The organism is Rhodospirillales bacterium, from assembly GCA_016872535.1.
Classification (GTDB): domain Bacteria; phylum Pseudomonadota; class Alphaproteobacteria; order Rhodospirillales; family 2-12-FULL-67-15; genus 2-12-FULL-67-15.
Window position 1 is genome coordinate 19364 of the sequence record VGZQ01000018.1, and the last position, 23658, is coordinate 43021.

The 23658-nt window shown below is 64.6% G+C and carries 26 protein-coding genes; 13 read left to right on the forward strand and 13 right to left on the reverse strand.

Going from position 1 to position 23658, the window contains the following annotated elements:
* The first annotated feature begins 43 nt into the window (after positions 1–43).
* Positions 44–757, forward strand: a complete 714-nt coding sequence (locus FJ311_05350; GenBank protein MBM3950862.1) for an NUDIX hydrolase — start codon at positions 44–46, stop codon at positions 755–757.
* On the opposite strand, the gene FJ311_05355 is transcribed toward FJ311_05350, so the two are convergent.
* Both FJ311_05355 and FJ311_05360 read right to left on the reverse strand, forming a co-directional pair.
* Complete coding sequence (locus FJ311_05355) at positions 741–1529, reverse strand: class I SAM-dependent methyltransferase (GenBank protein MBM3950863.1); 789 nt, start codon at positions 1527–1529, stop codon at positions 741–743. The genes FJ311_05350 and FJ311_05355 overlap by 17 nt on opposite strands.
* Positions 1526–2044 carry a flavin reductase family protein gene (locus FJ311_05360; protein MBM3950864.1) on the reverse strand — a complete coding sequence of 173 codons (519 nt, stop codon included), beginning with the start codon at positions 2042–2044 and terminating at the stop codon, positions 1526–1528. Before FJ311_05360 ends, FJ311_05355 begins: the two co-directional genes overlap by 4 nt.
* A gap of 230 nt (positions 2045–2274) precedes the next feature.
* On the opposite strand from FJ311_05360, the gene motA reads away from it, so the two are divergent.
* The 4 genes from motA to FJ311_05380 are packed head-to-tail and all read left to right on the forward strand — an operon-like array spanning position 2275 to position 6298.
* Positions 2275–3135: a flagellar motor stator protein MotA gene (gene motA, locus FJ311_05365; protein ID MBM3950865.1), complete on the forward strand. Its 861-nt coding sequence runs from the start codon at positions 2275–2277 to the stop codon at positions 3133–3135.
* A gap of 35 nt (positions 3136–3170) precedes the next feature.
* Entirely contained in the window at positions 3171–4427 is a 1257-nt protein-coding gene (locus tag FJ311_05370; protein MBM3950866.1) for a hypothetical protein, read from the forward strand.
* Positions 4428–4458: 31 nt separating this feature from the next.
* A complete protein-coding gene (locus FJ311_05375) occupies positions 4459–5190 on the forward strand; it encodes an arginyltransferase (GenBank protein MBM3950867.1) in 732 nt (243 codons plus the stop codon).
* A 10-nt stretch (positions 5191–5200) separates the two neighbouring features.
* The gene (locus FJ311_05380; GenBank protein MBM3950868.1) at positions 5201–6298 is read left to right on the forward strand and encodes a TRAP transporter substrate-binding protein; all 1098 of its coding nucleotides are present in this window, start codon (positions 5201–5203) and stop codon (positions 6296–6298) included.
* Between the two features lie 9 nt (positions 6299–6307).
* Here FJ311_05380 and parC read toward each other — a convergent pair whose 3' ends face one another.
* Both parC and recO read right to left on the reverse strand, forming a co-directional pair.
* Positions 6308–8560, reverse strand: a complete 2253-nt coding sequence (gene parC / locus FJ311_05385) for a DNA topoisomerase IV subunit A (GenBank protein ID MBM3950869.1) — start codon at positions 8558–8560, stop codon at positions 6308–6310.
* Positions 8561–8592: 32 nt separating this feature from the next.
* The gene (gene recO, locus FJ311_05390) at positions 8593–9321 is read right to left on the reverse strand and encodes a DNA repair protein RecO (GenBank protein MBM3950870.1); all 729 of its coding nucleotides are present in this window, start codon (positions 9319–9321) and stop codon (positions 8593–8595) included.
* A 113-nt stretch (positions 9322–9434) separates the two neighbouring features.
* Between recO and FJ311_05395 the strand changes: the two genes are divergently transcribed.
* The 6 genes from FJ311_05395 (at position 9435) to FJ311_05420 (ending at position 14797) form a co-directional block, all read left to right on the forward strand.
* The gene (locus FJ311_05395) at positions 9435–10835 is read left to right on the forward strand and encodes an aspartate aminotransferase family protein (GenBank protein ID MBM3950871.1); all 1401 of its coding nucleotides are present in this window, start codon (positions 9435–9437) and stop codon (positions 10833–10835) included.
* A 124-nt stretch (positions 10836–10959) separates the two neighbouring features.
* Entirely contained in the window at positions 10960–11841 is an 882-nt protein-coding gene (locus tag FJ311_05400) for an amino acid ABC transporter substrate-binding protein (protein MBM3950872.1), read from the forward strand.
* An 83-nt stretch (positions 11842–11924) separates the two neighbouring features.
* On the forward strand, positions 11925–12647 hold the full coding sequence (locus FJ311_05405) for an amino acid ABC transporter permease (GenBank protein MBM3950873.1): 723 nt from the start codon (positions 11925–11927) through the stop codon (positions 12645–12647).
* A gap of 1 nt (position 12648) precedes the next feature.
* Positions 12649–13308 carry an ABC transporter permease subunit gene (locus tag FJ311_05410; protein ID MBM3950874.1) on the forward strand — a complete coding sequence of 220 codons (660 nt, stop codon included), beginning with the start codon at positions 12649–12651 and terminating at the stop codon, positions 13306–13308.
* Positions 13305–14033 (forward strand): amino acid ABC transporter ATP-binding protein, encoded by a 729-nt coding sequence (locus FJ311_05415; protein MBM3950875.1) that lies wholly within the window; start codon positions 13305–13307, stop codon positions 14031–14033. Before FJ311_05410 ends, FJ311_05415 begins: the two co-directional genes overlap by 4 nt.
* Positions 14034–14080: 47 nt before the next feature.
* Positions 14081–14797 carry an aspartate/glutamate racemase family protein gene (locus FJ311_05420; GenBank protein ID MBM3950876.1) on the forward strand — a complete coding sequence of 239 codons (717 nt, stop codon included), beginning with the start codon at positions 14081–14083 and terminating at the stop codon, positions 14795–14797.
* Here FJ311_05420 and FJ311_05425 read toward each other — a convergent pair.
* The 8 genes from FJ311_05425 to folK form a co-directional block, all read right to left on the reverse strand.
* Positions 14764–15675: a GTPase Era gene (locus FJ311_05425; protein MBM3950877.1), complete on the reverse strand. Its 912-nt coding sequence runs from the start codon at positions 15673–15675 to the stop codon at positions 14764–14766. The genes FJ311_05420 and FJ311_05425 overlap by 34 nt on opposite strands.
* Positions 15672–16406 carry a ribonuclease III gene (rnc, locus tag FJ311_05430; GenBank protein ID MBM3950878.1) on the reverse strand — a complete coding sequence of 245 codons (735 nt, stop codon included), beginning with the start codon at positions 16404–16406 and terminating at the stop codon, positions 15672–15674. Before rnc ends, FJ311_05425 begins: the two co-directional genes overlap by 4 nt.
* A gap of 16 nt (positions 16407–16422) precedes the next feature.
* Entirely contained in the window at positions 16423–17163 is a 741-nt protein-coding gene (gene lepB, locus FJ311_05435) for a signal peptidase I (protein ID MBM3950879.1), read from the reverse strand.
* A 101-nt stretch (positions 17164–17264) separates the two neighbouring features.
* Entirely contained in the window at positions 17265–17666 is a 402-nt protein-coding gene (locus FJ311_05440; protein MBM3950880.1) for a holo-ACP synthase, read from the reverse strand.
* Positions 17663–18442 carry a pyridoxine 5'-phosphate synthase gene (locus tag FJ311_05445; protein ID MBM3950881.1) on the reverse strand — a complete coding sequence of 260 codons (780 nt, stop codon included), beginning with the start codon at positions 18440–18442 and terminating at the stop codon, positions 17663–17665. Before FJ311_05445 ends, FJ311_05440 begins: the two co-directional genes overlap by 4 nt.
* A 6-nt stretch (positions 18443–18448) precedes the next feature.
* Positions 18449–20599, reverse strand: a complete 2151-nt coding sequence (locus FJ311_05450) for a bifunctional (p)ppGpp synthetase/guanosine-3',5'-bis(diphosphate) 3'-pyrophosphohydrolase (GenBank protein ID MBM3950882.1) — start codon at positions 20597–20599, stop codon at positions 18449–18451.
* Positions 20600–20668: 69 nt separating this feature from the next.
* The gene (locus FJ311_05455) at positions 20669–21145 is read right to left on the reverse strand and encodes a DNA-directed RNA polymerase subunit omega (GenBank protein MBM3950883.1); all 477 of its coding nucleotides are present in this window, start codon (positions 21143–21145) and stop codon (positions 20669–20671) included.
* A gap of 127 nt (positions 21146–21272) precedes the next feature.
* Positions 21273–21833 (reverse strand): 2-amino-4-hydroxy-6-hydroxymethyldihydropteridine diphosphokinase, encoded by a 561-nt coding sequence (gene folK, locus FJ311_05460; GenBank protein ID MBM3950884.1) that lies wholly within the window; start codon positions 21831–21833, stop codon positions 21273–21275.
* A 168-nt stretch (positions 21834–22001) separates the two neighbouring features.
* Here folK and FJ311_05465 point away from each other — a divergent pair, with 168 nt between their 5' ends.
* Entirely contained in the window at positions 22002–22631 is a 630-nt protein-coding gene (locus FJ311_05465) for an NYN domain-containing protein (protein MBM3950885.1), read from the forward strand.
* Between the two features lie 9 nt (positions 22632–22640).
* A complete protein-coding gene (locus FJ311_05470) occupies positions 22641–23285 on the forward strand; it encodes a uracil-DNA glycosylase (GenBank protein ID MBM3950886.1) in 645 nt (214 codons plus the stop codon).
* Here FJ311_05470 and FJ311_05475 read toward each other — a convergent pair.
* Positions 23282–23608 (reverse strand): DUF4170 domain-containing protein, encoded by a 327-nt coding sequence (locus tag FJ311_05475; protein MBM3950887.1) that lies wholly within the window; start codon positions 23606–23608, stop codon positions 23282–23284. The genes FJ311_05470 and FJ311_05475 overlap by 4 nt on opposite strands.
* Positions 23609–23658: the final 50 nt, after the last annotated feature.

Consider the following 23658-nt stretch of genomic DNA (forward strand, 5'->3'; position numbering starts at 1 on the left):
CGGGATCGTTTCGCGGAGGCGATAATAACGTTATCGTGGCGTTATGGTAACCGTTCACGCCCTTTCGCCCAATGTCGAGGTGATCGCCGGCAGCGAGGCCCCCGCCCTGCCCCCGGCCCTGGAAGCCGAAGTTACGGCGATCTGGAACGCGGAGCGGGCCCGCCGATACGGCCTAGTCGATGGACTCATCTTCAGCGTCGAGCGATTCTCGGCCGCCCGGATCGAGGGGCGCTATGTTCCCTACCGCCGTCTCGTCGCCCAGCGCGCCGATCCGACCTTGTTCGCCGATCTTCGCGTCCGTCCGCTCGCCGTGTCGGGCGTACTGACCTGCAAGGGGGGAATTGTGTTCGGCCGTCGGGCGGCGGACGTCGCCGACGATCCGGGCCGCTGGGAACTGGTACCCTCGGGCGGCGTGTCGCCGGACAGCGCCGGCCCAGGCCGCCGCGTCGACCTCGGCCGACAGATTTGCGCCGAACTGGCTGAAGAAGTGGGCCTGAAATCGGCCGACGTCAGTTCGCTCAAGGTGATTTGCGCGGTCGAGGACGACGAGACCCGCGTGATCGACGTCGGAATCGCGATCATGTCCCCGCTTATTAGCGCAGAGATTCTCGCCCGCCACGGGCGCAACGTCAGCCGCGAATATTCCGAACTCGCGGTCGTGTCCCGGCGCAACCTTACCGAGTTCGTCACTGCGCGTGCCGTTATTCCGGTCTCGCGCGCGCTGCTTGAGCAGGTCGGTTTCACATTCGCCAGATGAGCAGTCGTCCCCCGCGCCAGTCGTCGAGATCGACGACTTGATTCGGCGTTTCTCCGGGGACCTCGAAGGTGTTGGAGACGAACAGGCTGCCCGGAGACATTTCGCTTCGCGCTTTCCGGAACAGTTCGGCCATGGGCGCGGGCGAGAGAAACGCGTAGACCACGTCATAGCCGCCGAGGTGGTGGTTTCGGAAATCGCCGTGCATGACCCGGGCATGCGGCAAGCCGGCGAAGGTCGCACGCAACCAGGATAGCGCGAACGGCAGCGGCGCCGACTCGATGCCGAGAAATTCACCGTCGGCTCTTTTCGCCGCGAGGGCGAGCACGGTACCGCCGAGACCCGAGCCGAGATCGAGAAAACGTGCCCGCCCGGAGGGCAAAAGCCTCGCCAATTCCGCCTTGGCCCGCCGGCTGGAGAGATAGAGCGGAACCCGATTCGAACCCGCATTCCAAAAAACGAGCGCGAACACCCCGGACAGGACGAGGTACACCCACCCCGGAATCGGAAGCGCCAGCAATACGCCTGCCGCCGGCGGCAGGACGAGATTGATGGGTATCCACCAGCGCGCGAGGCCGAACCGGATACCGATTAAGCTGGCGGCGATTCCCTGGGCCGCGAGCACCAGCAACAGCGGCGGTGCCTTTCCGAACGCATATTCGGCGGCGAAGGAGATGCCGAAAGCGGCCATCGCGCCCGCGCCTTGCGCCAGCACCGCGGCGAAAAAGGGTACGTCTCCTCGGGCGGCAAGCAACGCCTCGGCGATTCGGGTCATGGCGCCATTCCGCCCAGCCCGTGATAGTTTCCGCGTGCGAACAGGAGCGGCTCGCGGTTCTCGTCGAATACGAGCCGTTCCACCTGTCCCACCACGATCACGTGATCGCCGCCGTCGTGACGCCCGGTCCGGACGCATTCGAGGTTGGCGACGCATCCCTCCAAGATCGGAACGCCACGAGCCCAAGCGTGCCAAGCGACATTCCGGAATCGGTCGCCATCGGTGGTAGAAAATGCCACTGACAGGTGGCGCTGCTCGACCGATAGGACGTTGACCGCAAAATGCTGCGCCGACTCGAACACGGAGGCCAAGCGGGCTTGCCGATCGAGGCAGATCAGCACCAACGGCGGCTCCAGCGACAAGGACGTGAACGCATTGACCGTCATGCCCTCGGGCTGGCCAGTGTTGGGGTCAAGGCCTGTTACCACCGTCACGCCAGTCGCGAATTGCCCCAGAGCGCGGCGGAACCGGTCGGCTGTGACGGGGTCGGATGGGATTCGTTCGGGTTGTCGCATGATCCTCGGATTCGGGTCGAAATCACGCGCCGAGCCCAGGGCGCGCGTATCGTCGGAATGGGAAAAAGCCCTGGGATCAGAGGCTATTACAGTTAACGGGGGGCGCGATAGCGCTTGAGTTTGACCGCAACCCCAACCAAACTAGCGCCCGCCGGGCAAAAGGCAAGACCGGGGCCGCCCAAAGTACGATTGGCATCGCGAACCCGGCCAGGGAATGCTCAAGGACAGCGATGTTCTTTATCATCGGCTTGATCGTCGTCTACGCCAGCGTCATCGGGGGCTATTCCGTCCACGGCAATCTCTCGGTTCTCTGGCAGCCGCTGGAATTCATCATCATTCTGGGCGCGCTGACCGGCGCCTTCATCATCTCCAGCCCAAAACCGGTCCTGATCGGCACGCTCAAGTCATTCGGCACCGCGATCAAGGGCGCCAAATACAAGCAGGTTCATTATCTCGAGCTGCTCGGCGTTCTCTACGCGGTGTTCCGGCTGGCCAAGACCAAGGGGGATCTTGCCCTCGAAAGCCACGTCGAGAAGCCGGCGGAAAGTCCCCTATTCGCCAATTTTCCGACTTTTCTCGCCGATCATCACGCGGTCGAGTTTCTATGCGATTATCTCCGCCTTGTCACCCTGGGGGCGAAGAGTCCGCACGACATTGAGGGGATCATGGACCGCGACCTTGAGGTCCATCATCAGGAACAGCACGCCATCGTCAGCACGATCCGGACGTTCGCCGACGGCGCGCCGGCGATGGGTATCGTTGCCGCCGTGCTCGGGGTGATCGTGACCATGGGGTCGATCACCGAACCGCCGGAAATCCTCGGCAAGCTGATCGGCGCGGCGCTGGTCGGCACCTTCAGCGGCATTCTCGTCTGTTACGGCACCATGTCGCCGATCGCCACCGCGGTCGAGGCCGCTAATAATTCGGACGCCGCTTATCTCGCCTGCATTAAGGCGGCGATCGTCGGCCATATGAACGGGTATGCCCCGCAGATTTCGATCGAATTCGCCCGTAAGCAGATTTCGTCCGACTTGCGCCCGACCTTCGCCGAGGTCGAGGCGATGATCCAGAACGTGCCGACGACCGCCTGAACGGGGCGGCCGAGGCATAATAGAACAAGTTCGCCATGGCTGAAAATTCCGCGGCACCCTCCGTCCAGCCAATCATCCTCAAGCGGATCAAGAAAGCCGCTCACGGATCGCACGGCGGCGTGTGGAAACTTGCCTACGCCGACTTCGTGACGGCGATGATGGCGTTCTTCCTGTTGCTGTGGCTCTTGAATTCCGTCACCCAGGAACAGTTGCAGGGCATCTCCAACTATTTCGCGCCGGTAACCACGTCGCGCTCGCAAACCGGCTCGGGCCAGGTGCTCGGCGGCAAGACCGTCGGCGACCCCGGCGCCGCGGAAAGCCCCACCTCGCGCGCGACCGTGACCCAGGATCTGCCTCCGCCCAAGGTCGGCACAGGTGCCGAAGCCGGCGAAGGCGCTGCCGAGGACGACGGCCGCAAAGCCCAGGAAGAGGAGCAATTCAAGGAAGCCGAACAGGAATTGCGCAAGGCGGTCGAAAGCGTGCCGGCGCTGCGCCAACTTGCCAACAGCCTGCTGATCGACAACACGCCCGAGGGCCTGCGTATCCAGATCGTCGACCAGCAGGGTCTCGCCCTTTTTCCTGCGGGCAGTTCCGAGATGTATCTGCACACCCGCCGGCTGCTCGAGGTTGTCGCCAAGGTTATTCTCGACCTTCCGCAGAAAATTTCGATCGCCGGCCACACCGACTCGACCGGCTATACCGACGAAACCAAGTTCAGCAACTGGGAGCTGTCGGCGGATCGGGCCAACGCCGCGCGGAGGACCCTGCTCGGGTTCCATGTTCCGAAGGAACGGGTCGGACTGGTCACCGGCAAGGCTTATGTCGATCCGCTCAAACCCGAGGATCCGGCCCATCCGAGCAACCGACGGCTGACGATCGTGTTGCTGCGCGGCACCGGCGATCCGGCCTCGGTGGTGAAAAAGCCGGCCCAAGGCGAGCCGCGCCGCATCCGCGAGGCCCTGCCCGGCCTCGATGCCATTCGCGAACGCCAAATTCAGGACGAAAACCGAACCGCGCCCCAATCCGCGCCGCCTTCGAATCCGGCCCCGGCGTCCCAGGCCGTGCCGCCCGCGCGCCCGCCCGCAACATCGCCCGCGATACCGTCCGCGAGCGCACCCCTGCCGCCTCCCGCCGCCGCGAGCGAATCCTCGCGGCAACAATTTAAAGGCGGCGGGGATTCGCCCGCCGCGCCGCCGGGAACGCAGCCGGCCGCGCGCGATATCCTTCCCGGCCTCGACGAAATCCGCGAACGTCAGCGGCGCGAGGACGCGGCGAAGAAACAGAAGCAATGAACAGGCACGCCCGCGTGGTTTAGTCTCGGCCATGAAGCTCAAGCCCATCCAAGACGCGCGGTTCTTCTTCGCCACCTCGCCGCTGGCTTGTCCGTATCTCGAGGGTCGGATGGAGCGCCGCGTGGTCGCCGAATTGGTCGGGCGCGACGCTGCCGCCCTGCACGACGCCCTCACCCACGCCGGATTTCGGCGCAGCCACGCCATCGTCTACGCACCCGCCTGCACCGGCTGCGACGCCTGCATTCCGGTTCGGATCGTCGCCCGCGACTTTCGCCCCAACCGGACCCAGGCGCGCCTGCTGGCCCAGGGTCGCGCGGCGTTCACCGTCGAGGAGCGGCCGCCGATCGCCACCCGCGAGCAGTTCTCCCTCTTCGTCGATTACCAGCAATCCCGCCATGCCGAAGGCGACATGGCGCGCATGGATTTCGAGGATTATCGGGCCCTGATCGAGGACACGCCGGTGGACACGGTGATCGTCGAGGTGCGCGATGGCGATCAATTGGTCGGCGCCTGCCTCGCCGATCGGGTCGGCGACGGTCTGTCGGCGGTCTACAGCTTCTTCGACTCTGAACGGGCCAAGGCGAGCCTCGGCACCTTCATGATCCTGTGGCTGGTCGAACGCGCCCGGTCGATGAAGAAGCCTTACGTCTATCTCGGCTATTGGATCGCCGATTGCCAGAAGATGTCCTACAAGTCGAAGTTCCGGCCGGTCGAAATGCGCGACGCGCGCGGTTGGCGGCTGCTGTCCGACGCGAAAGGCTGACATTGGGGCCATGAAACGCCGTAATTTTTTGCGTCGCGCTCTCGCCGCTTCCGCCGCCGCGCCGGCCGCCGCGTTCGGCGCCTCCGCGCTGGGCCAAGGCCGGCGCGAGCTGCGCATGGTCACGGCGTGGCCGAAGAATCTGCCCGGCCTCGGCACCGGAGCCGAGCGGCTCGCGCGCGCGATCGGCGAGGCGACCGACGGGGCGCTCATCATCAAGGTTTTCGCCGCCGGCGAACTGGTGTCGGCTGATGGCGCGTTCGACGCGGTCATCGACGGTACCGCCGATATCTACCATGCGCCCGATTATTATTTCCGCGACAAGTCGCCGGCGTTCAATTTCTTCACCACCATTCCGTTCGGCATGACCGCGGCCGAAATGGACGCCTGGATCTATCACGGCGGCGGCCAGCAACTGTGGGATGAAATCCACGCCTCGTTCGGCATCAAGCCGTTGCTTGCCGGCAATTCGGGCGTGCAGGCGTTCGGCTGGTTCCGGCGGGAGATCAAGGCGATTGAAGATTTCAAAGGTCTTCGCTTTCGCGTGTCGGGCTTGGCCGGGGAAGTGTTGCGGAATTTCGGCGTCGACCCCGTATCGCTGCCGCCCAACGGGATTTTCAGGGCATTCAAGAAGAACGAACTCGACGCGGTCGAATGGGTCGGCCCGTGGAACGACCTGGCCCTTGGCCTTCATAAGCTCGCCCGCTTCTACTATTTCCCCGGCGTGATGGAACCGAGCGCGGCGTTGACCTGCGGGTTCAACAAGCGCGTCTGGGATGGCCTGTCCGCCACTTATAAGAGGGCCATCGCCGACGCGGTCGCCGCCGACAACAAGCTGACCCAGTCGGAATTCTACGCCCGCAACATCGACGCCCTCGACACCCTCAAGAACGAACACGGCGTCCAGATCCGGCGCCTGTCGGACGACATCGTGCGTCAATTGGGAACGGCCGCGGGTGACGTGGTCGCCAAGCTCGGGCGCTCGGACGTGGCCACCCGCAAGGTTTACGACTCTTATCTCGCCTTCCGCAAGCGGGCGATCGCCTGGTCGGGCATCGCCCTTCAGTCGACACTCGCCGCTCGCGCCCTGCCCTTCAAGTTCGGGGGATGAGTTCCGCCGTCACGGTCCGCCGAATTTGCGCGAGGTCGGGAATCCCTTGAACGGCATCATGCCGGCCTGCCCGCGCTTGCCGATCCAGTCCTTGATCGCGGCCTCGGTGCGGGTCTGCTCCCTGGTTTTCCACACCAGCCCTTCCTTGAGGTTGAGGGTGGTGATGTCGGAAAGCCCGCCTTCCTTATAGCGCTGCAGGATAACCCCGCGCCCGCGCGCCATTTCCGGCAACTCGGCGAGCGGGAAGATCAAAAGCTTGCCCTTGGTGCCGACGCAGGCGATCGCGTCCGAACCCTCACGCACCACCGTGCACGCCGCGGCCCGTTCCTTGTCGCCGAGGTTGAGGATTTGCTTGCCGTTGCGGGTCTGCGCCAGCACCTCGTCCTCGGGGACGGTGAAGCCGCGCCCCTCGCGCGAGGCGACGATCAGCTTGCGCCTGCCCGCATATGGAAACAGGGCAACGACCTCGTGCTCGTTGCCGAGCTCGATCATCAGGCGGATCGGCTCGCCGTGGCCGCGCCCCGGAGGCAGCTTATCGCCGGCGAGCGTGTAAAACCGCCCGTTGCTGGCGAAGACCAGGATCTTGTCGGTGGTCTGGGCGTGCACCGCGAAGGCCGGCCCGTCGCCTTCCTTGAATTTCAGCTCGGAAAAATCGGCGAGGTGACCCTTGACCGTGCGCAGCCAGCCTTTTTCCGAACAAACCACGGTGATCGGTTCGCGCTCGACGAAGGATTCGATCGGCGGCGTTTCGGCGATCGGCGGCTTGCCGATCTGGGTGCGCCGCCGCCCCAGTTCCGTCTTGGCGCCGAACTCGCGGCGGATGTCCGCGATCTCGTCGGCGATCCGGCGCCAGCGCTTGCCTTCGTCCTTGAGCAGCGCCTTGATCTCGGCCCGCTCCGCGACCAGCGCCTTGTGCTCGGCTTTGATCTCCATTTCCTCGAGCTTGCGCAATTGGCGAAGCCGCATGTTGAGGATCGCTTCGGCCTGGGTCTCGGAGAGCTTGAAGGCGCTCATCAATTTGGGTTTGGGCTCGTCCTCGGTGCGGATGATTTTGATGACCCGGTCGAGATTGAGATAGGCGATCAGCAGGCCGTCGAGAATTTCGATCCGGGCCTCGATCTTGCCGAACCGGAACTTAGAGCGGCGCACCAGCACCTCGTGGCGGTGATCGAGGAACGCCTGCAACGCCTCGCGCAGGCCCATGACGCGCGGGGTGTTGTCGGCATCCAGCACGTTGAGGTTGAGGGCGACGCGGGTTTCCAGTTCGGTCTGGCGGAAGAGGTGCTCCATCAGCACCGCCGGATCGACCGCGCGGTTCTTGGGCTCCAGCACGATACGCACGGTTTCGGTCGATTCGTCGCGAATGTCGTCGAGCAGCGGCAACTTCTTCGCCTGCAGCAGTTCGGCGATCTTCTCGATCAGGCGCGATTTCGGAACCTGCCACGGGATTTCCGTTACCGCAATCCGCCACGTGCCGTGGCCGAGCTTTTCGACCTCCCAGCGCGCGCGGAGTCGAAAACTTCCCCGCCCGGTCTTGTAGGCTTCGACCACGGATTGGCGCGGCTCGACCAGCACGCCTCCGGTCGGAAAATCGGGACCCGGCACCAGTTCGGCCAGCGTGCCGGCGTGCGCCTTGGGCGACTTGATGAGATGCAGCAGCGCGTCGGCCAGCTCGCCCACGTTGTGGGGCGGGATGCTGGTCGCCATGCCGACCGCGATGCCGGCGGCGCCGTTGGCGAGCAGGTTGGGAAAACGCGCCGGCAGCACCACCGGCTCGGAGTCCTCGCCGTCGTAGGTCGGGCGGAAATCGACCGCGTCCTCGTCGATGCCTTCGAGCAGCGCGGTCGCCACCGCCGTCAGCCGCGCCTCGGTGTAGCGCATGGCGGCCGCGTTGTCGCCGTCGATGTTGCCGAAGTTGCCCTGCCCGTCCACCAGCGGATAACGCACGGCGAAATCCTGGGCGAGGCGCACCATGGCGTCGTAAACGGCGGTGTCGCCGTGCGGGTGGAATTTGCCGATCACGTCGCCGACCACGCGCGCGCATTTCTTGAATCCCTGGTCGGGATCGAGCCGCAACTGGCGCATGGCGTAGAGCAGCCGCCGGTGCACCGGTTTCAGGCCGTCGCGCACGTCGGGCAGCGAACGCGCCATGATGGTCGAGAGCGCATAGGCGAGATAGCGTTCCGACAACGCATCCGCCAGCGGCGTCGGACGGATGTCATCGTTCGCGGGGGATTCGGTCTTGGCGGGGCGTTTGCTCATGGGGCGGGTATAGAGAACTTGGCGCAGCGCGGTCAATCGCCGACCAAGCGGAGCATCGCCAAGCGCCGGCGCGCGGCGGGCAAGGGTTTGCCGTGGGGGGCGAAGACGTGGCGTTCGAGAAAGTGCGCGGTCAGCGCCAAGCCGCGTGCGACCGATTCGGCCCCGGCCGCTTCGGCGCCCCTGGCGAGGAATTCGGGCAGCGGCAGCAATCGCTCGCGCCACGGTCCGGCGGCATCCGCCGACACCGCGCGGCCCGTGCGCGGCGACACGAACGCGAGATTCGATTCGGTCCCGGTCGCGGCGCATCGGGTGAGATCGAGGCCGAAGCCGAGATCGGCGAGCAGGCGCACTTCCCAGCGGATATAAGCCTCAGGCCACGCGGGTTGTTCGGCGACCAGCGCGCCGAACAGAAGCGCGAGCGCGTCGTGCACCGCCGGGTGCGGCTCGCGCTCGGGTAAGGCCGCATCCGCGAGCGCGCACGCGGAGGCCAGCGCCGCGAGCCGCAGCGGGTCGTTAAACACCCCGGCGGCGAAGGTCCGGTCGGGTTCCAAGGTGAACGTGCCGAGATGTTCGGGCAACCTGGCCCGCCAGCGCGCGTGGACGGCGTTGCCGGGTTGCAACATGGCACGCCCGCGCTTCCCCCACCCACCCCGTACCAGGCCCGCGTGACGGCCGTGGACGCGGGTCAAAAGGGTCGCGACCGCAGCGGCCTCGCCGTGGCGGCGGGCCGAGAGCACGATCCCGTCGTCATTCCATTCCATGGAAGCCATCTTATGGTGCTCGCCGGACCGTCGCGCAACCGAGGAGGCCATGACGGGCCCGGTCGGGGGTGTTAAAGTGCGCGGCTGCCACGGTTTGCGTCGGAATCAGGAGAATGCCGTTCATGACCGATAAGAGTTTCGATTTTTCCGCGACCCACAAGAAATGGATGGAGCGCGATTCGGCTGTCGTGCTCGGCTGGCGCTACCACCCCAAGGTCATCTTCCGCTCGGGGCGCGGCACCGTCATCACCGACGTGGATGGCAAGGACTATTACGACCTCAACTCCGGGATGATGTCGCTGCCGCTCGGCCATTCGCACCCCGAGGTGACCGAGGTCATCCGCGACGTGGCCGGGAAAATGGTCCACCAGTCGTCGTGGTACACGAATCCGTGGGCGATCGAACTCGCCGAATTGATCGGCAGCACCCTTCCACCCGGCCTCAAGCTGGTCAATTTCGCGGTCACCGGCTCGGAGGCGAACGAGATCGGCATGCGCATGGCGATCGCCAAGACCGGAAAGTTCGACATTGTTTCCGTCATTCGCGGCTTGCACGGCGGTTCGCTCGCGGTCGAGGCGATGACCACCGTCGGCGGCGGCCGGCGCAAGGGCTTGGGGCCGCTGATCATGCCAGCGCGCGCCAACGCGATCCTGCCGCCGTTCTGCTACCGCTGTTCGGTCAACCTCACCTATCCATCCTGCGACGTGAAGTGCCTCAAGACCAGCGAAGAGTTGATGGAGCATCTCACCACCAAGGAAGTCGCCGGCGTGATCGCCGAGCCGATCCTGGTACCCGGCGGCATGATCGTGCCGCCCAAGGAATGGCTGCCGCGCCTGAAGGAGTTGACCCGGCGCTGGGGCGCGCTCCTGATCCTCGACGAGATGCAGCTCGCGCCCGCGCGCACCGGCAAGTTCTGGGCGTTCGAGCATACCGGAACCGTTCCCGACGTGGTGACCTTCGGCAAGGGCATGTCGGCCGGATTCGCGGTGTGCGGCGCGGTCACCACCAAGGAAATCGCCGACGAGGTCAGCGGCAAGCTGGGTTTGCCGTGGTCGGGAACTTACCCGGGCGATCCGCTCGCGTGCGCGGCGGCGAAGAAAACCATCGAGATCGTGCTCCGCGACAAGCTGGCCGAACGGTCGGCGAAACTGGGCGCGATTCTGCGCACAAAACTCGAAGGCCTGCGCGATCGCTACGAATGCATCGGCGACGTGCGCGGCGAAGGCCTTTACCAGATGCTCGACATCGTCATCGACAAGAAGAGCCGCGCGCCCGACCCGGCGATGGGCGAGCGGATCCGCTATAACCTCCTGCTCGAAGGCGTGGCCGCGATCTGCGTCAAGAACTTCATGCGCGTTTCGCCGCCCCTGATCATCACCGAAGCCGAGATCGACGACATCGTGGGACGTCTCGACGTGGCGGTCCGGCGTTCGCTCGAAGGCCATCCCAAGGACGTGGACTTTTCGTCTTCCAGTTCCTTGGCCGAGACCCGAGGGCGCCGGGCGGCGGAATAAGCGCCTTTGGGCCCGTGGGGGCCCTGTCGGCGCGGGGTTTTTTCGGTTGCCTCCGCGCGAAAAAGAGCTACCCTGTCACTTGGAATTATTGAGTAAAGCGTTAACAAACCAGGGAGAAATCCAAATGACCCGTATTTTCCGTACCGCCCTTGCCGCCGCGGCGGTCGTTCTCGCCGGCGCCCTGCCCGCCTTGGCGCAGGAGTCGCCGACGTTGAAGAAAATCAAGGCCGCCGGCGAAATCGCGGTCGGGCATCGCGAGGCCTCGGTACCGTTCGCCTTCATGAACAAGGAAGGCAAGCCCGAAGGCTATTCGATCGATATCTGCATGAAGATCGTCGACGAAGTGAAGAAAGAGCTCAACATGCCGGGCCTGAAGGTCAAGTTCGTGCCGATCAACGCCCAGACCCGCATTCCGCTCATTGCCAACGGTACCATCGACATCGAATGCGGCTCGACCACCAGCAACCTGACACGCGCCAAGCAGGTCGACTTCCTGCCGGTTACCTTCATCACCGGCTCCAAGCTTCTGGTGAAGAAAGGCTCGGGCATCAAGAGCCTCAACGATATGAACGGCAAGCGCATCTCGTACTCCAGCGGCACCACCAACGAGAAGGCCTTCCTGGCCGAAGCCGAAAAGCGCAAGCTGAAGGTCGAGTCCGTGCCGGTGAAGGACCATCCCCAGGCGATGCTGAACCTCGAAAGCGGTCGCGTCGACGCCTACGTTTCCGACGACGTGCTGCTTTACGGCATGGTTAGCACTTCCAAGGATCCGAGCCAGTGGGAAGTGGTCGGCGAGTTCTTCTCCTACGATCCCTACAGCCTGATGATCCCGCGCAACGATTCCGAGTACCGCCTGCTCGCGACCCGCGTGGTCGCCGATCTGATGCGCTCGGGCGAGATGGAAAAAATCTACAACAAGTGGTTTAATCCCGGCCCGACCAACATCAAGATGCCCTTGAGCGCGGATCTCAAGAAGGCATTCGAGATCCAGGCCCTGCCGTACTAATCCGTCCTGCCGATGTCCGCCCGCTTCCCCCCGGAGGCGGGCGGATGGCTTTCCAGCGGGAAGCCTGAGAGAGGGATCAGGCGATGAACTACAGGTGGGATTGGGGCGTCCTGCTGCGGGAGCCCTATTTCGATTGGATTTGGCAAGGGTTCGGCTGGACCTGCGCGGTCGCGATCTTGGCCTGGGTCATCGCCCTCGTCCTCGGTTCGGTGATCGGGGTGATGCGGACGATGCCACACCCCCTTCCTCGCGCGATCGGCGCCGCCTACGTCGAGCTGTTCCGCAACATCCCCCTGCTGGTGCAGCTGTTCCTCTGGTATTTCGTGGTGCCGGAGTTGCTGCCGCGCGACGCCGGCATGTTTCTGAAGCGCGGCATGCCGATGCCGGAGTTCTGGACGGCGGTCGTATGCCTCGGCTTCTACACCGGGGCGCGGGTGGCCGAGCAGGTGCGTTCGGGGATCGGCGCGATCCGCGCCGGCCAGCGCCAGGCGGCGCTCGCCATCGGCCTGACTCAGGTGCAGGTCTACCGCCACATCCTGATCCCGGTCGCCTACCGCATCATCATACCGCCGCTGACCAACGATTTTCTCGGCGTGTTCAAGAATTCCTCGCTGGCGCTCACCATCGGCGTGATTGAGTTGACCGCCCGCAGCCGCCAGATCGAGGAATACACCTTCCAGGGTTTCGAGGCGTTCACCGCCGCGACCGTGCTCTATAGCGCCGTCACCGTCATCGTGCTGACCCTGATGCACGTCACCGAAAAGCGTACCCGGATTCCGGGCATGATCGCGCTGGAGGCGAAATAGCATGTTCGGCGGGTTCGATTTTGCCGTGGTCGAACGCGCTCTGCCGCTGCTGTGGCAAGGAATGCTGTTCACCCTGCAGTTGACCGGGCTCGCGATCTGCGGCGGCGTCCTGTTCGGAACCTTGCTCGCGCTGATGCGGCTGTCGCCGATCGCGCCGCTGTCGTGGTTCGCCGCGTCCTATGTCAACTTTTTCCGCTCGCTGCCGCTGATTCTGGTGATTTTCTGGTTCTACTTCCTGGTGCCGAAGCTGCTGGGGCGGCCGATCGGCGGTTTTCATTCGGTGCTGATCGCCTTCATCATGTTCGAGGCGGCGTATTACTGCGAAATCATCCGCGCCGGCATCCAAAGCGTGACACGCAACCAGGTTTACGCCGGTTACGCGCTCGGCCTCACCTACGGCCAGACCATGCGTCTCATCATCCTGCCGCAGGCGTTCCGCAACATGTTGCCGGTGCTGCTGACCCAATCGATCATCATGTTTCAGGACACCTCGCTGGTCTATGTGGTCGGGCTCAAGGACTTTCTCACTACCGCCGACTTGATCGCCAACCGCGATAACCGCCCGGTCGAATTGTTCCTCTTCGCTGCCGCGGTTTACCTGGTGATCTGCCTGACCGGATCGATCATTGCCCGCCGTCTGCAACGGAAGTACGCCATATGATCGAAATGAAGAATGTCGACAAGTGGTTCGGCGAGTTTCACGTGCTGAAAAATTGCACCACGTCGGTCGCCAAGGGCGACGTGGTGGTGGTGTGCGGTCCCTCGGGTTCGGGCAAAAGCACGTTGATCAAGTGCGTCAACGGCCTCGAGCCTTTCCAGAAAGGCACCATCACGGTCAACGGCGTGTCGGTCGGCGACCCCGCGACCAACTTGAGCAAGCTGCGCGCGCACATCGGCATGGTGTTCCAGAACTTCGAGCTGTTTCCCCACATGACCGTGATCCGCAACATCATGCTCGGCCAGGTCAAGGTGCTGGGGCGGGCCGAGGCCGAAGCCGAGGAACGCGGCATGAAGCTGCTCACCCGCGTCGGGCTCGCCGACCAGGCGGCCAAGTATCCGGCGCAGTTGTCGGGCGGCCAACAGCAGCGCGTCGCCATCGCCCGCGCCTTGGCGATGGATCCGATCGCCATGCTGTTCGACGAGCCGACCTCGGCGCTCGATCCCGAAATGATCAACGAAGTTCTCGACGTCATGGTCTCGCTCGCCGAGGAAGGCATGACCATGATGGTGGTGACTCACGAAATGGGTTTCGCCAAGAAGGTCGCCGATCGCGTCATCTTCATGGACGAAGGCAGCATCGTCGAGGACACCACCACCGAAGACTTCTTCGGCACGCCGCGCAGCGAGCGCGCGCAGCTGTTCCTCTCGAAAATTTTGTCCCATTGAGCGACTCGTTCAAGGATCGCCCCGATCTGGTCGGCGTGCTGGGCGGCATGGGCCCGCTCGCCACCGCCGATTTCTTCGTCAAGCTGATCGCCGCGACCCCGGGCGAACGCGACGAGGACCACGTACCGACCGTCGTCTGTTCCTGCCCGCAACTGCCGTCGCGGGTCGCGCCGATCCTGAATCCGGGCGCCCGTTCGCCACTGCCGGAATTGAAGGAACGGCTCGAGTTTCTCCTTGGTGCCGGCGCCCGCCTGATTGTCATGCCGTGCAACACCGCGCATCACTGGTATGAAGAGTTGGCGGCGGCGGCAAAACCCATCCCTTTCCTGCATATCGCCGATGCGGCGATCGACGATATCGTCCAGTGTGGGATCGGTGGCGCGGTCGGTCTCTTGGCGACCGAAGGAACGCTCAAGTCGGGATTCTACCAGCAACGCCTGGCGGCGCGGGGATTCAAAAGCGTTCTGCCGGACGACGGGATCAACCGCATGCTGGTGCTGCCCGGCATCGCCCATGTGAAAGCAAATCGGCTGGCCGAAGCCGCTGCCCTCTTCCGCCAAGCCGTCGAACGTCTTGAACGCGCCGGCGCCGCGACCGTGATCCTTGGCTGCACCGAGATCCCAGCCGCTTTTCCGGCCGGCGATCCGTGGTTGAAGGCGCGCGCGATCGATGCCAACGAAGCGCTCGCCCACGCCACGCTTGCCTGGGCGCTTGCCGCGCGCGGGTCGGCTCAAACGTCGAAATCGAGGCCGATGGCGCGGTAGCGCTCCGGGTCTTCCTCCCACTTCTCGCGCACCTTGACGAACAGGAACAGGTGCACGCGGCGTTCGAGGATGCGTTCCAGTTCGGCGCGCGCCGCCTGGCCGATCGACTTGATGCGGGCGCCGCCCTTGCCGAGCACGATGGCGCGCTGGCCGTCGCGCTCGACGTAGATGGTCTGTTCGATGCGCACGCCGCCGTCGTTCATATCCCGCCACTGATCGGTTTCGACCGTCGCGCGGTAGGGCACTTCCTGGTGCAGTTGCAGATAAAGCTGTTCGCGCACGACTTCGGCCGCGAGCATGCGCTCGGGCATGTCCGACACTTGGTCTTCGGGAAACAACCAGGGTCCTTCCGGCACGCGCTTGGCGAACGCCGCAAGCAAATCGTCGATTCCGTCGCCGGTTTGGGCTGAAACCATAAACACATCGGAAAAAACGCCGCTCCGGTGCAAGCGGTCGGCGAGCGCGAGCAGCTTCGGTTTGTCCGCGATGTCGATCTTATTGAGCACCAGGATGACGTTCTTCCGGCCCGTCTCCGCGAGTTTCTCGACGATGGCGCGGGTGTCATCGTCCTTGTCCGGGTCGTGCGCGGAGTCAACGACCAATGCCAAAACATCCGCCTCTTCCGCTCCGCCCCAAGCAGCCGCGATCATGGCGCGATCGAGCCTCCGGCGCGGCCGGAACAGACCGGGCGTGTCGACGAAGGCGATCTGCGCGTCGCCGATGGTGCGGATGCCGAGAACGCGGGATCGCGTCGTCTGCACTTTGGGCGAGACGATGCTGACCTTGGTGCCGGTCAGCCGATTGACCAGGGTCGACTTGCCGACGTTGGGCGCGCCGAGGATGGCGACGAAGCCGGCCCGTCGGTTCGGCGCGCTCATGAACGGCCGCGCGCGCCGGACTCCAGGCGCGCCAGCAATTTCGCGGCGGCATCCTGTTCCGCGGCTCGTTTCGACGGTCCTTCGCCGCGCGCGGGCGCGTGGCCCTTGATGGCGGCCTGGATCTCGAATTGCGGCGCGTGCGCGGGGCCGCTGCGGCCGACCTCGCGATAGCCGGGCAGCGGCAAGCCGCGGCCTTGTGCCCACTCCTGAAGCGCGGACTTGGCGTCCTTGGGCGGCGGCAGAGCGTCGTCGAGCCGGCCTTGCCAGTGCGGCGCAACGAAGCATTCGGCTGCCTTCAAGCCGCCGTCGAGAAAAATCGCCGCGATCAGGGCCTCGCAGGCATCGGCGAGCATTCCGGCGCGGCCGCGCCGCAACGCCTCGGGCGCCTCGCGGGCGAGTTTTAGGTCGCGCTCCAGATCGAGGGATTCGGCGACCTCGGTCAGGGTTTCGCGTCGTACCGCGGCGACGAAGCGGCGCGCGAGCGCGGCCTCGGTCTCGTTGGGAAAACGTCGGTACAACATGTCGGCGACGATCAGGCCGAGCACCCGGTCGCCGAGGAACTCCAGGCGTTCATTGGAGTCGATTCCGCCCGCGACCGCAGCGTGGGTGAGCGCGAGCCGCAACAAGCCGGGATCGTGAAAGCGGTATCCGATCCGGCCTTCGAGGGTATCGGGCGCCGATCGCGACGGAGCCTTGCGTTTGGAGGTCCGCCGGGTTTTTCCGCGCGCCATGCCTACTCGATAGCCGTTAGCGGATGGCGGTGAACATGCGCGCGCCGCGCAGCGACGAAAACCACTCCCATACCTTCCATGCCGAACCGTCTACGGAAAAGAAGATGGCTTCGGCGCGACCGACCAGATTTTCCACCGGAATCATGCCGACCTCGTCGAGAAAGCGGCTGTCGCGGGAGCGATCGCGGTTGTCGCCCATGGCGAAGTAATGGCCGGGCGGCACGTTGAAGACGGGCGTGGTGTCTTGGAACGCGGTCTCCGACTGCTCGATCACGTAGTAGGAACGTCCGCTCGGCAGGGTTTCGCGGTAGCGGACGGCGCGGCGGACGACCCCGCTCTCGGTATAAACGGCGTCGTCGACTCGCTGGCGTGGCACCGCTTCGCCGTTGACGTAGAGAACGCTGCCACGCAGCTGGATCGTATCGCCGGGAAGACCGACGATGCGCTTGATGTAGTCGGTGCGGTTGTCGGTGGGCAGTTTGAACACGGCTACGTCGCCGCGTTCGGGGGCCTTGAACCACGCGCGGTCTGTGCCCGGAATCAGCGCCAGGCTGAACGGCAACGAATGACGGCTGTAGCCGTAGGAATACTTGGAGACGAACAGGTAGTCCCCGACCAGCAGCGTCGGGATCATCGAGCCCGAGGGTATGTTGAACGGCTCGAAGAAGAACGTCCGGATGAACAACGCGATGGCGACCGCATAGGCGACGGTCTTGACGGTTTCGGCGAAACCGCCGGAAGTCTTGGGCCGGGTCATCGCGGGAGCTTTGAACAGAGGGCCAAACATACGATTAAGGACGACGGTCGGAACGGGCGCGCCCGATCAAGCCAGCGTCCATCTGCTCTGTCAAGAACGCTTCACCCGTCGGAGGCGGCGGAAATGACGACCATGGCGTGCGCCATCGGGTATTCGTCGGTCAACGACACGTCGATGCGCGGATTGCCGTTCGCCGGCGCGAGGGCGCCGAGCCGATTGCGGGCACCGCCTTGGAGCCGGATCATCGGTTGGCCGGAGGGAAGACTGTACACCTGAATATCCCGCCAAAAAACGCCCTGACGGAAACCGGTGCCGAGCGCCTTGGCGCACGCTTCCTTGGCCGCGTAGAACATGGCGTAGCGCGCGGCCGGGTTGGCGCGCTTGTCGGCGCTGGCGCGTTCCTCGGCGGTGAAGCAGCGCGCCGTGAAACGGTCGCCGAACCGCGTCAACGCCTGTTCGATTCGCCGGATATCGCAGAGATCCGTGCCGACGCCGAGAATCATCGACGCCCGCCCTTGCGCGTTTTCGGCCCACGGGGCCGGTCGATTCGGGCCCTGTTCATCAGCGCGCGCATGCGTCGGATTGCGCGACCGAGCCCGGTGAACACCGCCTCCCCCACCAGAAAATGGCCAATGTTCAATTCGACGACGGTCGGAATCGCGGCGATCGGGCCGACGGTGGCGAAGTCGAGGCCGTGGCCGGCATGGCATTCGAGCCCGATGGCCTCGGCGTGGCGGGCGGCGCGCACGATGCGTTCGAGTTCGCGCGCGCGGGCGCGGCCTTGCGCTTCGCAATAGGCGCCGGTGTGCAACTCGACCACCGGTGCGCCGACCGCCTTGGCCGCGTCCAACTGGCGCCGATCGGGTTCGATGAACAGTGACACGCGGATGCCGGCCCGCGTCAGCGCGTGGACGAACGGCATCAAGCGTTCGCGGTTTCCGACCACGTCGAGGCCGCCTTCGGTGGTGCGCTCCTGGCGACGTTCGGGCACGATACAGGCGGCGTGCGGGCGGATCTTGAGCGCGATCCTGCGCATTTCCGGCGTCGCCGCCATTTCGAAATTGAGCGGCTTCTTCCGCTTCGCCAGCATCCGCGCCAGGCGGGTGATATCGCCGTCGACGATGTGGCGGCGGTCTTCGCGCAAGTGGGCGGTGATGCCGTCGGCGCCCGCGGCAAGCGCCAGTTCGGCCGCGCGTACCGGATCGGGATGCGCATGGCCGCGCGCGTTGCGCAAGGTGGCGACGTGGTCGATGTTCACGCCGAGGCGAAGCCGTCGCATGTCCGCCTACCCGCGCGCCCGTTCGACCGAATTGATCGCCGGCATGGCCCGGAGCGCGGCGATGATGTCGGTTAGGTGCTTCAAATCCTTGACTTCGATGTCGATGGTCATGTCGAAAAAGTCCGCCGAACGGTTGGTGATCTTGAGATTCGAGATGTTGCCGTCGTTCTTGGCGATCATGGTGGACAGATCGCCGAGACTGCCGGGAACATTCATCACGGTCAACGTGACACGTCCGACGTGAACGCTGGTGTCCGCTTGCCCGGTGTCCCACGACACGTCGATCCACCTGCCGGGCTCGTCGGCGAATTCCTCGAGCTTGTCGCAATCGATGGTGTGAATAGTCACGCCTTTACCGGTGGTGACGATGCCGACGATGCGGTCGCCGGGCAGCGGATGGCAGCAACCGGCGAAATGCATGGCCATGCCGGGAATCAGGCCGCGGATGGGAACAGGCGGTGTTTCCGGTTTGGCCTTGCGCGTGCGCGCGCGGGCGAGCGAGACAACCTTGGCCCAGCCGCCGCGCTTGCGCTTCGCGGCGGGAAAGACGGCCTCGATAATTTCGCGGTGGGTGCGACGGCCGGCGCCGACGTCGGCGATCAGGTCTTCGACCGTTTCGGCGCCGAAGGTCTTGAGCACGCCGGAAAGCGCCTTGTCGGTGTATTCGTAATCCTCTTCCTTGAACGCGCTGGTGAGGATCGAGCGGCCGAGCTGAAGGTATTGATTGCGCTCTTGGCCCCGGATGAAGCGGCGGATTCCCGCGCGCGCTTTACCGGTCACCACGAAGCGTTCCCAGGTCGGCGACGGCGTTTGCGCCTTGGAGGTGATGATTTCCACCTGGTCGCCGTTGGCCAGTTCGGTCCGGAGCGGCATCATCCGCCCGTTGATTTTGGCACCGACGCAGGTGTTGCCGATGTCCGAATGCACCGCGTAGGCGAAATCGACCGGCGTCGCGCCCGTGGGCAACGTAATCAAATCGCCGCGCGGGGTGAAGCAGAAGACCTGATCGCGGAACATTTCGAGTTTGGTGTGCTCGAGAAATTCCTCGGGCCCGGCGGCGTTTTCCAGGATATCGAGCAGTTCGCGCAACCAGCGGTACTGGCGGCCGTCGCGGCGGTCGGCGCCTTGCTTGTAGATCCAGTGGGCGGCGACGCCGTGCTCGGCGATCATGTGCATCTCGCGGGTGCGGATTTGAATTTCGATCCGCTGGCGTTCCGGACCGAAGACGCCGGTATGCAAGGAACGATAGCCGTTGGGCTTGGGCGTCGAGATATAATCCTTGAACCGGCCCGGCACGACGCGATAAGCGCCATGCACCGCGCCGAGCGCGCGATAGCACTCCTCGATCGACTCCACCACCACGCGAAAGGCCATGATGTCGGACAGCTGCTCGAAGGCGATGTTCTTCTGCTGCATCTTGCGCCAGATGGAATGGGGAGTTTTTTCGCGTCCCGACAGTTCGGCCGCGATGCCGGCCTCGCGCAAGATCCGGCCGAGGTCCGACATGATTCGGTTGGGGATGTCGCCGCCCTTCTCGCGCAGGAACTTGAGCCGGGCAACGATGCTGTCGTGCCCCTCGGGGTTAAGCTCGGCGAAGGCCAAGTCCTCCAGCTCGCTCTTGATCCGCTCCATGCCGATCCGTTCCGCGAGCGGGGCGTAGATATCCATCGTCTCGCGCGCGATGCGCCGGCGCTTTTCAGGATCGCGGATGTAGCGGAGCGTGCGCATGTTGTGCAACCGGTCGGCGAGCTTGACCAGCAGGACCCGGATGTCCTCCGACATCGCCAGCACAAGCTTGCGGAAATTTTCGGCCTGCTTGGCCTGGTCGGATTGGAATTCGATGCGGGCCAGCTTGGTGACGCCGTCGACCAGCCGGGCGACCTCGACGCCGAAATGATCGCGCACGTCATCGATGTTGATGGTGGTATCCTCGACCACGTCGTGCAGCAGCGCCGTGACGATCGAGGCGGTATCGAGCTTGTAGTCGGTGAGAATGCCCGCGACTTCCAGCGGGTGCGAGAAATAGGATTGGCCCGAGGCGCGCACCTGGGTGCCGTGGGCCTTCATGGCGTAGACGTAGGCGCGGTTGAGAATGTCTTCGTCCGCGTTCGGGTCGTAGGCTTTGACCTTGTCGACCAGCTCGAACTGACGGATCATCGACGGCCTTGCCGGGAGAGCGCTTCCGGTCCGGTCGGCCCGCTCGTGGCCGCCGATGGGGGCGCGGGATTACTCCTCGGCCTCCTTCGCACTGTCGTCGGCGCCCGGTTGATCGGCCCCCAGGTCTTCGGCGGTTCCGGCTTCGGGGCCGACCGCCTCTTCGCCTTCGATCTCGGCGGCGTCGAGTTCGCCTTCGTCGAGATCGGCATCTTCGCCCATTTCGATTTCGGCGGAAGCCTGCGAGGCTTGGGACATCTGCAGGGTCATTTCCTGCTGCATGGCAGCCATGTCGACGGTTTCCTCGACCGGCTCGTCGCTTTCGACGTTCTTTTGCAGGCTGCGGATCAGGCTTTCCTCGATCTGGGCCGTGTCCACGGTCGCGTCCGCGATCTCGCGCAACGCCACGACCGGGTTCTTGTCGTTATCCTGCTCCACGGTCAACGCCGAGCCCGAGGAAATTTCGCGGGCGCGCTGGGCGGCCAGCATCACCAGATCGAACCGGTTCGGAATCTTGAGGATGCAATCCTCGACCGTCACACGAGCCATTGGCCACAACTCCTTGAATTCGAATATGAATATAAGAGCCTTGGGCGGGGGTCCGCAACCAAGGCCTGAAGTCCGCGACGGTTATATATGGGGCGCGCCCGGAGGTGGCAAGCCAAATGCGCGGAGCTTAGGGTCCCCGGCCGAGGTCGGGCAGGATGCCTTCTTCCCACTCCGTCCCGAAACGGCCCGCGCCCGGCGGCATACGGAATATGGCTTGGCCGGGCGGCAGCGCCCCCGCCAGCCGTTCGATCGAAAGGCCGTTCGCCGGGTGGCGCCATTCGGGGGCGATTTCGAGCAGCGGCAGGACGACAAACGCGCGGCCCTCCATCCGGGGATGGGGCAAGCGCGGGTCTTCGGCATCGTTGGAAACCCGGCCGTGGTAATCGAGCACGTCAAGATCGAGGGTACGGTCGGCATTGGCGTTACCCGTGCGGGTGCGACCGAAAGCGCGTTCGATTTTGAGCAGAAGCGCGAGAAGCCGCGCCGGATCGAGCTCGGTTTCAATCGCGACCACGGCATTGACAAACCACGGCTGGTCGGATGCCGGCACCGGCGCCGAGTTCCACCAGGAGGAACAAGCGGCAATTTTCACTCCCGCCCGCTCGAGCGCGACCAAAGCGGCGCCGCATGTCGCGCGCGGCGGCCCGAACGCGGACGGCAGGTTGGCGCCGATGCCCAGTAAGATCACGCCATAATCTCCGGCAATGACGGCGATTCCGACGTAATTCCTTCCCTTGCCATCGAGGTTCGGACCCTTCAATCTAGCGGAGCGTCCGCGCGATTAAGGGCGCGCCCGTCGGTCGCACGGCGGGATGGCTGATAGCTCGTAACCATTGAACCCAAGGGAATAAACGTCATGATCTTCTATCCGCAGGAAAAAATTGCCCTTTTCATCGACGGCTCGAACCTGTACGCGGCGGCGCGCGGTCTCGGCTTCGACATCGATTACCGCAAGTTGCTCGACTACTTCGCCGCCAAAGGCCATTTGGTCCGCGCGTTCTACTATACCGCGTTGGTCGAGGACCAGGAGTATTCCCCGATTCGGCCCCTGGTCGATTGGCTCGACTACAACGGCTACACCATGGTTACCAAGCCGACTAAGGAATTCACCGATTCCCAGGGGCGGCGCAAGATCAAGGGCAACATGGACGTCGAACTGGCCATCGATGTGCTCGAAATGGCCCAGCACCTCGACCACGTGGTCCTGTTTTCCGGCGACGGCGACTTCCGCCGGCTGGTCGAGGCGGTGCAACGCAAGGGCGTGCGCGTGACGGTGGTCAGCACCATTCGCTCGCAGCCGCCGATGGTTGCCGATGAATTGCGCCGTCAGGCCGACACGTTCCTCGAGCTGCAGGAATTGCAGTCGCACATTGCCCGCGCCTCCCGCCCCGGCGTCGCCGGTGTCGAAAGCCCGCGCGAACACCGCGAACCGCGTGAGCGCTCGGCGCCCTCGGGCCTGACCCCGGCCAACGCCGTCGATCTTTGACGCCGCCGCGTGCCCGCGCCCGCGACGGTTCCCGACGTCGATTGCGCGCGCTGCCCGCGCCTCGTCGAATTTCGCCGAGCGAACCGTCGCGCCAACCCATCCTGGCATAACGCCCCGGTCCCTTCGTTCGGCGGCCTCGATGCGGAATTGCTGATTGTCGGTTTGGCGCCGGGCCTGCGCGGGGCCAATCGCACCGGGCGTCCCTTCACCGGGGATTTCGCCGGCGACCTGCTCTACGGCACGCTTTTGAAGTTCGGCTTCGCGCGCGGGGTTTATGGCGCGGACGCCGCCGATGGGTTCCGACTCGAGGGGGTGCGAATCACCAACGCGGTCCGCTGCGTGCCGCCGGAAAACAAGCCGACCGGTCCCGAGATCGCGGCATGCCGGCCATTCCTGGTCGCCGAGATCGCCGCCATGCCGCGCCTGAAGGCCATGCTCGCGCTCGGCGCCATCGCCCACCAGTCGGTTCTCGCCGCCGAGGGAGTCCGCAAGTCGGCGTTCCGTTTTGCCCACGGCGCCCGCCACGAACTGCCGTTGGGACGCTGGCTCTTGGACAGCTATCATTGCTCCCGCTACAACACCAACACCGGCAAGCTGACAGAGGCGATGTTCGCGAGCGTCATGGCCGAAGTGCGGCGCCTGGTGGACGACTAGCGCCGGGAGCTTCTTTTTTTCGCCTTCTTTTTCGTCTTCGGTTTCGCTTTCGGTTTCGTTGGCGGCGTCGCCTGGTCTCGGCGATCGGGTTCGAGCATCCGTTGTAGTGGAGTCGGTTCAAGCAGGCGGTGAATATGAACGACCACGTATTTCCAATCGGCTTCGTCGACGCGTGCCTGGCTGGCGCCGCGCCACGCCTTGAGCGCGGTCGCGTAATTGGGAAAAATACCGACCACGTGCAGATTCCCGACGTCGACGAAATCGGCCTGGCGCGGATCGGCGACACGGCCGCCGAAGACCAGATGTAGGAGCGGTTTGCTCATGCGGGATTTCCAAGGGGCTGAAGACGATCGAACCGATCCGCCACCATACA